The organism is Saccharothrix sp. BKS2, from assembly GCF_047689505.1.
GTDB lineage: Bacteria > Actinomycetota > Actinomycetes > Mycobacteriales > Pseudonocardiaceae > Actinosynnema > Actinosynnema lopnurensis.
In genome coordinates, this window is the sequence record NZ_JAUQOL010000013.1 from 120,206 (window position 1) to 132,261 (window position 12,056).

The window sequence follows — 12,056 nt, forward strand, 5'->3', positions numbered from 1 at the left end:
TTTTCCTGCGATGCTGGGCCCGTGGCGACACGGCGGACGGGGCTGCGCGAGCAGAAGAAGCAGGCCACCAGGGAGGCGTTGCGCGAGGCAGCCCTGCGGTTGGCCCTGGCGCGCGGACCGGAGAACGTGCGCGTCGACGACATCGCCGAGGCGGCCGGGGTCGCGCCGAGGACCTACAACAACTACTTCTCCAGCCGCGAACAGGCGATCGTCGCCGCGGTCACCGCCGAGCGGGAGGCACGCGTCGCGGCGGCGGTGGCCGCCCGGCCCGCCGACGTCGGCCTCGCCGACGCCGTGGTCGAGGCGATCGTGGAGCAGTACACCGACCCCGGCGGGCCCGACCGCGACGCGCTGCTGCTCATCACCACCCACCCCCCGCTGCGCGAGGCGTTCGTCGACACCGCCACCGCGCTCGAACACCCCCTCGCCGACGCGATCGCCCCGCGCCTCGCCGACACCGACGAGGACACCGCCCACGTGCTCGCCGCGAGCGTGGCCGCCGCGGTTCGCGTCGCGCTCCAGCGCTGGGTGCGGCTCTCGGCCACCTCACCTGCCGCCGGCGGGCTCGTCGTGCCGTCCGGTTCGCTGCCCGACCTGCTCCGCGCGGCACTCTCGCCGCTCGGACCCGCCCTCGACGCCGCGGCGGAACGACCGAACCGGCGTCCCGACGCGTGATCCGGCGCCCGCTGCCCGACCACCGGCCGGGGCCGGGTCATCGCCGTTCGGACGTGTCGCCGGCGGGGGCGTTGGTGGCGGTCCAGCTGGCCAGGAGGCGGAGCTTGTCCTCGGCGTCGCTGCCGGGTTCGGTGCCGTAGGCGATGAGGGTGAGGCCGTCGGCCGACAGGTCCAGGGACTCGTAGGTGAGGTCCAGGGTGCCGACCAGGGGGTGCAGGAAGGGTTTGGCGCCCTGGTGGTGCTGACGGACGTCGTGGCGGGCCCAGCGGGTGCGGAAGTCCTCGCTGCGGGTGGACACCTCGCCGATGAGGTCGGTCAGGTTCTTGTCGAAGGGGTCGCGGCCGGCCTGGGCCTGGAGGAGGGCGACGGTCTCGTCGGCGGCGCGCTCCCAGTCGCCCCAGAAGTGGCGGGAGCGGGGGTCGAGGAAGATGAACCGGGCGTGGTTGGGGACCTCGCCGCGGGCGGCCTCGATCATGGGTGCGTAGAGGGCGCGGCCCAGCGCGTTGGTGGCCAGGACGTCACCGCGGGCGTTCATGACCAGGGCGGGGGCGTCCACGATGGAGTCCAGCAGCCGCTGCACCGAGGGGCGGACCGCCGTGGGGGCGGGGCGGCGTCGGCGGCGCGGCGCGGGACCGGCGGCGCGGGCGAGGTCCTCCAGGTGGGTGCGGTCGTCGTCGCCCAGCCGCAGGGCGCGGGCCAGGGAGTCCAGGACCTGGTCGGACACGCCGGACAGGTCGCCGCGTTCCAGGCGGGAGTAGTACTCCACGCTCATCCCGGCGAGCTGGGCGACCTCGGAGCGGCGCAGTCCGGGGACCCGGCGGGTGCCGTGGGAGGGCAGCCCGACCTGCTGCGGGGTGATCCGGGCCCGGCGGGAGGTCAGGAACTCGCGGATCTGGCTGCGCTGGTCCACCTCCCCAGGCTAGGTGCTCCCACCCGCGGCAGGGGTGCCCTGCCGGTACACCTCTCAGCAGGAACTCCCTCGTCGCGGACGCCGGTGGTGTGCTGGGCACCGGGGCGGTCGGCCGTTCGTCGCCGCTCACCCCTTCGGGGCAATTCCCGACGTGGGACGCCCCGACCCCGGTTCCGGCCGCACCAGGCGGGCACCCGAACGGAAAGAGTTGAGGAGAACCACATGCTCGGTGCTGTCCTGCACGCCCCCGGCGACGTCCGGGTCGAACAACGCGAGGACCCGAGGATCGTCAACCCGACCGACGCGGTCATCCGGCTGTCCGCCACCTGCGTCTGCGGTTCCGACCTGTGGCCCTACCGCGGGATCGAGCGGGTCGACGGGCCGAGCCCGATGGGCCACGAGTACGTCGGCGTCGTGGAGGAGGTCGGCGACGAGGTGCGCGACGTCAGGCCCGGCCAGTTCGTGGTCGGCTCGTTCTTCGCCTCCGACAACACCTGCGAGATCTGCCGCGCCGGCTACCAGTCCTCCTGCGTGCACCGGGTGCCGATGGGCGGTATCGGCGCGCAGGCGGAGCTGCTGCGCGTGCCGCTGGCGGACGGCACCCTGGTGGCCACCCCGGAGATGCCCTCCGACGACCTGGTCCCCTCCCTGCTGGCCGCCTCCGACGTGCTGGGCACCGGCTGGTTCGCCGCCGTGGCCGCCGAGGTCGGCCCCGGCAAGACCGTCGCGGTGGTCGGTGACGGCGCGGTCGGGCTGCTGGGCGTGCTCGCGGCCCGGGAACTCGGCGCGGAGCGCGTCATCGCGATGAGCCGCCACGAGTCGCGGCAGAAGCTCGCCCTGGACTTCGGCGCCACCGACGTCGTCACCGAGCGCGGCGACGAGGGCGTGGCGCGGGTCAAGGACCTCACCGACGGCCTGGGCGCGCACTCGGTCATCGAGGCCGTGGGCACCCAGGAGTCGATGATGCAGGCCATCCACTCCACCCGCCCCGGCGGGCACGTCGGCTACGTCGGCGTCACCCACGACGTCGCGCTGCCCGGCATGGAGCTGTTCTTCTCCCACGTCCACCTGCACGGCGGCCCCGCCCCCGTGCGCCGCTTCCTGCCGGAGCTGATCGACCTCGTCCTGGAGCGGCGCATCGACCCCGGCAAGGTCTTCGACCTCACCCTCCCCCTCGACCAGGCCGCCGAGGGCTACCGGGCGATGGACGAACGCCGCGCCGTCAAGACCCTGCTGCGCCCGTAACCCCCGGTGATCCGCCGTCCGGCTCCGCGGAGCCGGACGGCGCGCGGGTCAGTGCTCGTCGTAGTGCTCGCCGTGCACGGCGTGGCGGTGGCCGTCGTGCAGGTAGTCGACGTGGTCGCCGTGCGGGACCGCGACGTGGCCGCAGCCCTCGCCGTGCCCGTGGTCGTGCTGGTCGTGGGCGCCGTGGCCGGCGGGCTCGCACTCGTCGAAGTGCCCGTCGTGCGCGCGGTGCAGGTGGCCGTCGTGCACGTAGTCGACGTGGTCCTCGTGCGGGAAGGCCACGTGGCCGCAGCCCTCGCCGTGGCCGTGGTCGTGGCTGGTGTGCTCCAGGTGCGCGGTGGTCATGGGCGATCCGCCTTCCGTGTCACCGGGCCGCTGCGTGCACCCGGTTGCCTCAACGCTGTTGACCGAACGCAGCAACACATTAGGCCATGCGCATGTATGTCGCAGATCCCGACACGCCCGGAAGGCGTTGCCGGGGGCCGGTCGGTCGGGGCACGGCTCCCCCTCACCCGTTGAAGCCACGCGAACCCACCACCGGTCGCGGATCATGGGTGCGTGGATTCGACGACGGGAGCGCAGGACCCGGCCACCGAGGTGACCCGACCACCGGTACTGGGCGGTCACCCGGTACACGAACGGCTGACCTCCGAACTGCCGTCACTCGTCGAACGGGTGTTGGTCGAGCTCGTCACCCGCATACCGGACTACGACCGGCTCCCGCGCGAGGAGTTGACCGGCGACATCGCCCGCGTGGTCGAGCGGGCGCTGCGGTCGTTCACCACCTTCCTGCGCAGCGGCACCGCGCCCGGCCGGGCGGAGTTGGCGTTCCTGCGCGAGTCCGCAGCCCGCAGGGCCGAGGAAGGGATACCCGCCGAGGTCGTGCTGACCGCCTACCACGTCGGCGTGCAGGTGGTCTGGGACTCGTTGGCCCCCGACGTCCGCCCCGGGGACATCGGGGCGGTCATGGCGGTCAACTCCCTGGCCCTGCGCTACCTGGGGCTGGTCACCCCGGCGGTGGCCGCCGGGTACGTGGACGAGCGGCAGGCGATCGCCGAGGACGAGCGGTCCGCCCAGCACACCGTGCTGTCCGCGCTGCTCTCCGGCGAGGGGGTCGACGCCGCGGTGGCGCAGTCCGGAACGCCCCTGCCGCCGTGCTACCTGGTGCTGGCGCTGGGGGTGGGGCCGCACCGGGACGAGGCGGTCGAGGGCGTGGACGCGGTGGTGGCGGGGCGGCGCAAGCTGCGGAGGCTCCGGGCGCGGCTGGACCGGCGCGGGCCGGTGCTGTCCGCGCTGACCCCCGAGGGCGGGACGGCGCTGCTGCCCCGCAGGGTCGGGCCGGGGGTACTGCCCGAGCGGACGTGGGCCGAGGTGGACGAGCTGGTGGGTGAGCTGGGTCGGGCGGCGGGGGCGGTGGTGACCGCGGGGGTGGTGGCGGCCGAGCCGTCCGATGTGCCGGAGGCGGCGGTGACGGCCCGCGAGGTGCTGGACGTGGCGCTGCGGTTCGGCCGCTCCCCCGGTGCCTACCGGCTGGACGACCTGCTGCTGGAGTACCAGATGTCGCGCCCCAGCCGGGCGCTGGGCCGGCTGGCCACCCTCCTGTCCTCGCTGGAGGAGAACGACGAGCTGCTGCGCACGCTGGAGGTTTTCCTGCGCGCGGGCGGGCGGCGGCAGGCGGCGTCCGAGCTGCACGTCCACCCCAACACCGTGGACTACCGGCTGCGGCGGGTCCGGGAGCTGACCGGCTTGAACCCGGCCGAGCCCGGTGATGCCGCCCTGGTCAGGGCCGCGCTCGTCGCACGGGCGGCGAGGCGGACCTGATCGGGGGGCGATGTGGCCTCAGCGGCGGGCCGCTGCCGCGACGGCCTCACCGAAGGCGGCCATCCCGGCGGCGTTGGGGTGCAGCGGGGCCGCGGGCCGCGTCGGGATCAGCCCTTCCAGGTAGCGGGCGGCTGGTGCGGCGCAGATGTCGTGGCCGACCGAGACCGCGGCCAGGTCCACGAACGCCGCGCCGTGCCGCCGCGCCTGGTCCCGCGCCGCCGCGTTGATCGCGTCCAGCAGCCCCTGGAGGTGGTCGGCGTCGCGCGCCCACACCGGCTGGGTCGGGAAGCACCCACCGGGCCGGATGTAGGTGGCGTAGCCGGTGACCAGCACCTGCGCCCGCGGTGCGCGGCGGCGGATCTCCGCCAGCGCCGTGCCGAACTCCGCCTCCCAGGCCGTGACCGCTCCGCGCAGGTCGGGGCCGTGGTCGGCGCAGGAGCGCCCGTAGGGGTCGGGCAGGAGGTTGACGCAGCCCAGCGCCGCCTGGAACATGCCGACGTCGTTGGCGCCGATGGTGATCGACACCAGGTCGGTGCCCGGCCCGAGCGCCGTGAACTGCGGCGGCAGGAAGCCGAACCGCCGGCCGGCCAGGTCGTCGGTCGTGGCGCCCGAGCACGTGACGTCGACCAACCGCGCCCGCAACGCGCGGGCCGCGACCGCCGGGTAGTTCCGCTCGGACCTCAGGCACAGCAGGTTGACGTCCTGGACCGGCACCAGCGGACCGGCCGCCGCGGAATCGCCCAGGGCGACGTACTCCAGGGGCTCGGCCGCCTGCCCGGCGGGCGCCACCAGCAGGCAGGACAGGAGTACCGCGGCGCCCGCCGCCCATCGTTCGCGTAGCCGCACCACTACCTCCGAATTCGCCGGACCACCGGCAGGTGGGGATTTCCCCCACATCCTGTCGGCGTTCCCGCCGGTAGACAGTAGGGTCCCCGCCAGAAACACCCCGGCTGATTTGTGACACGTCACAAGGCCGGACCTCACCGGACCTCAGCCGAAGAAGCGCGCCACGTTCCCGGACCCGGTTCCCACGGGCCGGCCCCCGCGTGGTCCTGCGACGAGGCCGGGCGGGCGGTGGACGCCGACCACGCGAATAAATTGAGGATCCCCAGCCAATTCGCCACGTCTGGCCAGGGGCCGGGCGCACCGGGATGGTGACCGCAGGCGGCCGCCGCCCGATCACCCTGTCCGCGGCCGCCGCACTTCGCGGCGGTGCCCGCGGGGTGTGGTGAACGGAGCACACCGATGCGTTCGAGAGATCCAGGGCGCCTGCCCACCACCCGCGTCACGAGCGGACGCCCCCCGCGGAGGGGAACGCCCCCGCGGTCCAGGAGGATCACGACCGTGGCGCTGGGGGTGGTGCTCGGCGTGGTGCCGATGACCGCGGTGGCCACGGCCGCCGCGCCCGCCGCCGCACCCGCCGCCGCGCCCGCCCACGACCCCGGCAACTCCTACGCGGACGACTCCGTGTCCACCTGGGACGGGGTCACCGGCCAGATCTACCGGGGACAGGACGCCACCGTGTCCGAGTTCCCCGCCGTCATCGCCAACCTGCGCGAGGGCGGCAGCCGCCCCCGGGGCCAGTCCTGCACCGGCGCCGTCATCGGCCCGCGCCGCGTCCTGACCGCCGCGCACTGCCACGACCTGGCCGGCGCCAAGACGTTCCTGCACGGCCTCGACGACCTCGCGGTGGGCACCGGCACGACCCTGACCACCCGGTCCTACGTCAAGCACCCCCGCTACACCAACTGGGACCGGGGCTACGACGTCGCGGTGGTCACGACGAACGAGGACATCCCGCTGCCGCCGGAGAAGTGGGCCCGCTACGCCACCTCCGCCGACGCCGGGATCTGGCGGGTCGGCGACACCGGCCGCAGCTACGGCTACGGGAAGAAGACCCACGACGACGTCCCGGCCGACGTCTCGCTGGACAAGCAGGACTTCCCGATCGTGGACGGGGCGAGCCGGTGCCAGGGCGTCGCCGCGGGCTTCAAGGCGGCCACCATGATCTGCGCCGGCCACCCCGACGGCCGCACCACCATCCTCCAGGGCGACAGCGGCGGACCGTTCGTGGTCGACGGGAAGATCGTCGGCCTGGCCTCGTGGAGCCGGTCCGACTTCCGCTGGTACGGCGTCTTCGCCCGGCTCGACAACGAGATGGGCGACTGGGTCCGGGAGCAGGTCGGTGACCCGCAGCCGGTGGAGTTCGGCGTGGCCGTCGACCCGTCGTCGTTGGCCGTGGCGGCCGGTGAGAGCGCGTCCGGGGCCGTCAGGACCACCGCGGGCGCGGCGCCCGAGGAGCTCTCCCTGTCGGCGGCGGACCTGCCGCCCGGGGCGCAGGCGGTGTTCCAGCCCGCGTCGATCACGTCCGGCGGCGCCGCGAAGCTGACCGTCACCACCTCGTCGGGCACTCCCGCGGGGACCTACCCGGTCCGGGTCACCGGGACCTCGGGGTCGGTCAGCCGCGAGGCGACCCTCACCCTGACCGTCCGGGGCACCCAGCAGCCCGGCGGTCTGACCGTCGCGCTGTCGCCGTCGTCGGCGAGCACGTTCCGGGGCGGCTCGGCGTTCCCGTCGGTGGTGGTCACCGGCGCGTCGGGCCCGGTCGCGCTCGCCGCCGCCGACCTCCCGCCGGGTGTCTCGGTCCGGTTCCTGCCCGCGACGGTGAACCCCGGCGAGACGGCCCGCGCCCACGTCATGACGTCGTTCGCGACGCCGGCGGGGACCTACCGGATCAGGGTGACGGCCACCGGCGGTGGGAAGTCGGGCAGCGCGGACTTCACGCTCACGGTCACCTGACGGGTCCCGCGCGACCTCGTCGGTGAGGGCGAACGCGACCCGGGCCGCTCCGCGATCGCGGAGCGGCCCGGGTCTCACCCGACCGGGGTCAGGTCGTCAGGCTCCAGCTCTCCAGCGTGCCGACGTCGAAGCGGTGGACGTCCCGCACTCGCAGCCTCCAGTCGCCGTTCCTCGGCTCGGCCGACAGGTCCACCGGGTACGCGGTGCGCACGTCGTCGGCGTGGTCGCCCGGAGCGGCCTCCTTGAGCCGGTAGGAGGTGCCGTCCGGGGCCACCAGCTCGATCACCAGGTCACCTCGGTACGGGTGGGCGATCGCCACCTCGACCCGGGCCGTCGACGAGCCGTTGCCGGTGCAGCCGGAGACGGAAATCGTGCTGGTCACGGCACTGCCCGCGTCCGGGACGGGCACGTCGGCGTCGTTGGTCCGCCGGGCGCAGGTCGGGTCGGGGCCGGGGCCGGGACCGCCGGTGAGGCCCCTGGCGTTGAGCAGGCGGTTGGGCGTGCCCGAGCCGGCGTTGCCGACCTTGCCGGGGGTGGCCGAGTCGACGACGGCCCGGTTGACCTCGGCCTGGTCCGCGCCGGGGTGGCCCTGGAGGTACAGCGCCACCGCGCCGGTCACGTGCGGGGTGGCCATCGACGTGCCGGACATGCCCGCGGTGCCGGTGTTGCTCGCGTGGGACAGCGAGGTGATGTTGCCGCCGGGGGCGAACAGGTCCACGCAGGTGCCGGTGTTGGAGAAACCGGAGCGGCTGTCGTCGGCCTCGGTCGAGGCGACGGTGAGCACCTCGGGGACGCGCGCCGGGCTGTAGCCGCAGGCGCCGGCGCCGTTGTTGTTGCCCGCGGCCACGACGTAGACGTAGCCGGCGCGGACGGACGCCTGGACCTGCTCGTCACCGAGGCCGGTCTCGTACTGGCCCAGGCTCATGTTGACCACCGAGGGCTTGACGCCGTTGGCGGTCACCCACTCGACCGCGTCCACGGTCACCGAGTCGGGCCCGGCGTTGGAGCAGTCGAACACCCGCAGGGACACCACCTTCGCCTTCTTGGCGACGCCGTAGGTCCTGCTCACCGCGGTGCCGGCGGTGTGGGTGCCGTGGCCGTGGCAGTCGGAGGCGTCGCCGTCCTGGTCGAGGAAGTCGTAGCCGTGGCTCGCCCGGCCCTCGAAGTCGGTGTGGGTGACGCGGACGCCGCTGTCGATGTTGTAGACGGTGACGCCCTCACCGGTGGCGTCGTACTCGTACCTGCGGTCCAGCGGCAGGTTCGCCTGGTCGACCCGGTCCAGGCCCCAGGTCGGGTTGTCCTGGACGGCGGCGCCGCGCCGCTTGCCGTCCTCGTGGACGCCGCGCACCCGGGGGTCGGCGGCCAGCCGCTTCGCACCCCGCTCGCTCAACCCGCGCACCGAGAAGCCGTGCAGGGACACCTTGTAGGTCGAGCGCACGGTGCCGCCGTGCTCCCGGGTCAGCGACGCCGCCGCCGACTCGATGGCGGCCCCGTCGGCGGTCGCGGCCGTGCCGTCGCGCAGGACGACGATGTACTGGCCCTCGTAGTGCTCGCGCGCCTGCACGACCACGCCTTCCGGTGGCGCGGCCACGGCCTGCGGCGGCAGCAGGACCGCCGACGTCGAGGCCACGGCCAGGGCCGCGAGCAGGGTGCGCGTTCTCGTTCGTCGCATGGGATCGACTCCTCGTCCGGGCGGCGAGAGGGCAGGGTGGCGATCTGCTCGCCGCTCGTCCCACCTTGCGTCCACGGCGGAGTCGCGCGCATCGGCGCGGGCGATTGTCGGGAATACCCAATCATTGCGGAGGCCCGCCGGGTCACCTGCCGGGCGGGCCTCCCGTCGGCAGCGGTTCCGCTTCGGGCGCCGATCTCCGGACCACCAGGGCCCTGAGCGAGGTCGGCTGCGTCGGCGACCACCCCGACGACCGGACGACCGGGATCAGCGTCTGCCGATCCGCACGCCGCGAGCACGAAGCCGTGGTGGCCGGTCCGGAACACCGGACCGGCCACCACGGCTGAACGGGCTCTACCTGCGCAAGGTCACGCGGGCCAGGGCCGCGTTGTTGCGGTAATCGGGGTCGAGCACCCTGGTGGACGCGCCGGCGGCGGCGATGTCCCGCGTGCCGGTGAGGGTGCGGTCCGAGGTGATGGTGAGGGTGTGGGTGATCTCCCCGCCGGAGTCGAGCGAGGACAGGCGGAAGGCGACGGCGCGGCCGTTGTCGGTGACGAGGCCGCCACCCCCGTTGGTCACGCGCATCCCCTTGGGCAGGGTCAGGGCCGAGTAGATGGAGGTCGCGGTGGACGGGCCGTTGTTGCGGACGGTCAGGGTCGCGGTGAACGGCGAGCCGCTCCTGGCGCCGGTGGGCGCGGAGATGCTCACGACCACGTCGGCCCTGGCCGCGCCCTGGGGTGCGGTGACGGTCCCGGTGAAGGTGGTCGGGGTCGTCACGCCGCCGGCGGTGGCGGTGACGGTGACCGGACCGGTGGTGGTGCCCGCGGTGAGGGTGGGCGCGGTCGCCCGCCCGTCGGCGTCGGTGCCCACCGTCGCGGTGGTGGCGCCGCCGGGGAAGGTGGCCGTGCCGCCGGTGACCGCGAAGGTCACCTCCGCGTCCGCCGAGGGGGTGTTCGCCGTGGAGGTGACGGTGGCGACCAGCGGTGCGGCGAAGGCCGTGCCCGCGGTGGCGGACTGGCCGCCGCCGGAGGTGGCCGCGATGGACGCCGGGACGGGGGCGGTGACGGTCGCGGTGAAGGTGGCCGGGGTCCGCACCCCGGCGGCGGTGGCGGTGACGGTGACCGCGCCGGTCGTCGTCCCGGCGGTCAGGGTGGGCGCGGTGGCCAGTCCGTCGGCACCGGTGCTCGCCGTGGCGCTCGTGGCGCCGCCGGGGAAGGCCGCCGGGCCCTCGACGGTGAAGGTGACCGGGGTGTCGGCCGAGGGCCGCGCGTCGGAACCGGTGACGGTCGCGGTCAGCGCGGTCGGGAAGGGGGTGCCCGCCGGGGTCGACTGGCCGTCACCCGTCGTGGCGGCGATCGTCGTGGGGCCGTCCGGCGGCGTCGGGTCGGCGATCTCGGCGAAGATCTCCGCGAGCGCCGCGGCGAAGTCCGCCTCGCCGCCGTACGGGAGGTAGAAGTACTTCCCGCCCGTCTCCTCGGCGATGCGCTTGAGCACCACCTGGCTGGACACCTGCTCCGCCGCGGCCGCGACCGCCGTGCCCTGGCCCGGTTGGCCCGCCGCCGCGACCGCCGCGCCCTCGCCGCAGTCACCGGTCAGCAGGACGTTGACCTTGGCGCCCGTGGCGCGCGCGGAGGCGATGATCCCGTCCACGTCACCCGAGTGGGCGGACGCGTCGGTGGCCACGATCATCTGCCGGTCGATCTCCGGGTCGTCGCCCAGCGACGCCAGGCCCGAGGAGATGCCGCCGAGGGCGTCCTCCGGGCAGTCGTCACCACCGTCGGCGCTCAGCGCGTTGACCCAGCCCAGCGCCTGGGCGCGGTCGTCGGTGGTGCCGACGTCGGAGGGGCTGTCCTTGAACGTGGTCAGGCTCCACCGGGTGTACTCGTCCTCGGGACGGGCGGAGATGTAGTTGGCGAGCGCGCTGGAGACGCTGCCGATCACCCCGCTCATGGACCCGGTGTCGTCGATGACCATCGACACCCGCTTCGGTTGGCAGTCGATCTCCCGAGGCGGCGAGTAGATCGGGCCGCCGAGCACGAAGCCGACCCCTCCGGTCACCTGGGCGGAGCGCTCCAGCCTGCCCCGGTAGACGCCGGGGACGCACGGCATGACCGCGAACAGCTCACCGCGCCGCCAGGTCTGCGGGGTGCCCTGGATGCTCTTGGTGATCGGCGCGCCCGCGGCGACCGTCTGCCAGATGCCCAGGAAACCCTGTCGCTCCAGCGTCATCGTGGCGGTGACGAAGATCGGGTCGGAGGAGGGTTGGCAGCTGCCCTGCGTGCTCGCCTTGATGTCGATCGCGTTGTTGTTCTTCAGGTTGTACGATGAGATGTGCGGGTACTCCGGCGTCAGCCACGTGCAGGTGACGAGGTCGATGGCCGATGCGGGCGGCGCGGTGACGACGCCGGCCAGCATCGTCAGCCCTAACAGCAGTGTCAGTCTCTTCCTCAAGACAACGTCTCCTGGTGACTTGATGGCGGGAGCGGGTGAGCGTGGACCGGGACGAGATGGGACGACGGCTGGTGGACAGCGCCGCCGCGTTGCGCGACGCCGGTGCGGCGATCGACGCCGTGCTGCGTGATGAGCAGCGGCTCGCCCACTTGGTCGACAACCAGGACTCCTCACCGGAGGCGGCGGCGACCGTCTCCGCGTTCGGGCGTTCCGTCGAGACCGCCCTCGCGGCCCTGGTCGACCTGGCCGCGCACGACAGCCCGGATCGGGACCACCCCGACCTGACGTGGTTCGAATTCCGTTGTGCGAACGCGGTTTTCGGCAAGCACACCGATGTGATCGGTGAAGAACCCGGGCGCTGATGGGTCAGTCGTGAGGCTGGTCGCGGGTGTTACACCCGCCTGCGGTCCAGCGCCGGGTGACTGCGGGTCCACGAACGCACGGAGCCGCGCTCCGGGTTGCTCGGGCGGCGGTGCTCGGTGGCGT

Annotated in this window: 10 protein-coding genes; 5 read left to right on the top strand and 5 right to left on the bottom strand. The window is 74.1% G+C overall.

Features of this window, described 5'->3' with window-relative positions:
* Positions 1-21: 21 nt before the first annotated feature.
* The gene (locus tag Q5530_RS26895) at positions 22-675 is read left to right on the top strand and encodes a TetR/AcrR family transcriptional regulator (RefSeq protein WP_415365559.1); all 654 of its coding nucleotides are present in this window, start codon (positions 22-24) and stop codon (positions 673-675) included.
* Positions 676-712: 37 nt separating this feature from the next.
* On the opposite strand, the gene Q5530_RS26900 is transcribed toward Q5530_RS26895, so the two are convergent.
* The gene (locus Q5530_RS26900) at positions 713-1,585 is read right to left on the bottom strand and encodes a helix-turn-helix transcriptional regulator (RefSeq protein ID WP_415365560.1); all 873 of its coding nucleotides are present in this window, start codon (positions 1,583-1,585) and stop codon (positions 713-715) included.
* A gap of 222 nt (positions 1,586-1,807) precedes the next feature.
* Here Q5530_RS26900 and Q5530_RS26905 point away from each other — a divergent pair, with 222 nt between their 5' ends.
* Positions 1,808-2,830, top strand: a complete 1,023-nt coding sequence (locus tag Q5530_RS26905) for a zinc-dependent alcohol dehydrogenase family protein (RefSeq protein ID WP_415365561.1) — start codon at positions 1,808-1,810, stop codon at positions 2,828-2,830.
* 48 nt (positions 2,831-2,878) lie between these two features.
* On the opposite strand, the gene Q5530_RS26910 is transcribed toward Q5530_RS26905, so the two are convergent.
* Complete coding sequence (locus Q5530_RS26910; protein ID WP_415365563.1) at positions 2,879-3,175, bottom strand: hypothetical protein; 297 nt, start codon at positions 3,173-3,175, stop codon at positions 2,879-2,881.
* Between the two features lie 213 nt (positions 3,176-3,388).
* Here Q5530_RS26910 and Q5530_RS26915 point away from each other — a divergent pair, with 213 nt between their 5' ends.
* A complete protein-coding gene (locus Q5530_RS26915; protein ID WP_415365565.1) occupies positions 3,389-4,651 on the top strand; it encodes a PucR family transcriptional regulator in 1,263 nt (420 codons plus the stop codon).
* 18 nt (positions 4,652-4,669) lie between these two features.
* Here Q5530_RS26915 and Q5530_RS26920 read toward each other — a convergent pair whose 3' ends face one another.
* Positions 4,670-5,497, bottom strand: coding sequence for an SGNH/GDSL hydrolase family protein (locus Q5530_RS26920; protein WP_415365566.1), 828 nt, complete (start codon positions 5,495-5,497; stop codon positions 4,670-4,672).
* 498 nt (positions 5,498-5,995) lie between these two features.
* Here Q5530_RS26920 and Q5530_RS26925 point away from each other — a divergent pair, with 498 nt between their 5' ends.
* Positions 5,996-7,450, top strand: a complete 1,455-nt coding sequence (locus Q5530_RS26925; protein WP_415365567.1) for a trypsin-like serine protease — start codon at positions 5,996-5,998, stop codon at positions 7,448-7,450.
* 88 nt (positions 7,451-7,538) lie between these two features.
* On the opposite strand, the gene Q5530_RS26930 is transcribed toward Q5530_RS26925, so the two are convergent.
* The gene (locus Q5530_RS26930) at positions 7,539-9,122 is read right to left on the bottom strand and encodes a S8 family serine peptidase (protein ID WP_415365568.1); all 1,584 of its coding nucleotides are present in this window, start codon (positions 9,120-9,122) and stop codon (positions 7,539-7,541) included.
* Positions 9,123-9,473: 351 nt separating this feature from the next.
* Positions 9,474-11,570, bottom strand: a complete 2,097-nt coding sequence (locus Q5530_RS26935) for a hypothetical protein (RefSeq protein ID WP_415365569.1) — start codon at positions 11,568-11,570, stop codon at positions 9,474-9,476.
* 41 nt (positions 11,571-11,611) lie between these two features.
* Here Q5530_RS26935 and Q5530_RS26940 point away from each other — a divergent pair, with 41 nt between their 5' ends.
* On the top strand, positions 11,612-11,932 hold the full coding sequence (locus tag Q5530_RS26940) for a hypothetical protein (RefSeq protein ID WP_415365570.1): 321 nt from the start codon (positions 11,612-11,614) through the stop codon (positions 11,930-11,932).
* Positions 11,933-12,056 lie beyond the last annotated feature (124 nt).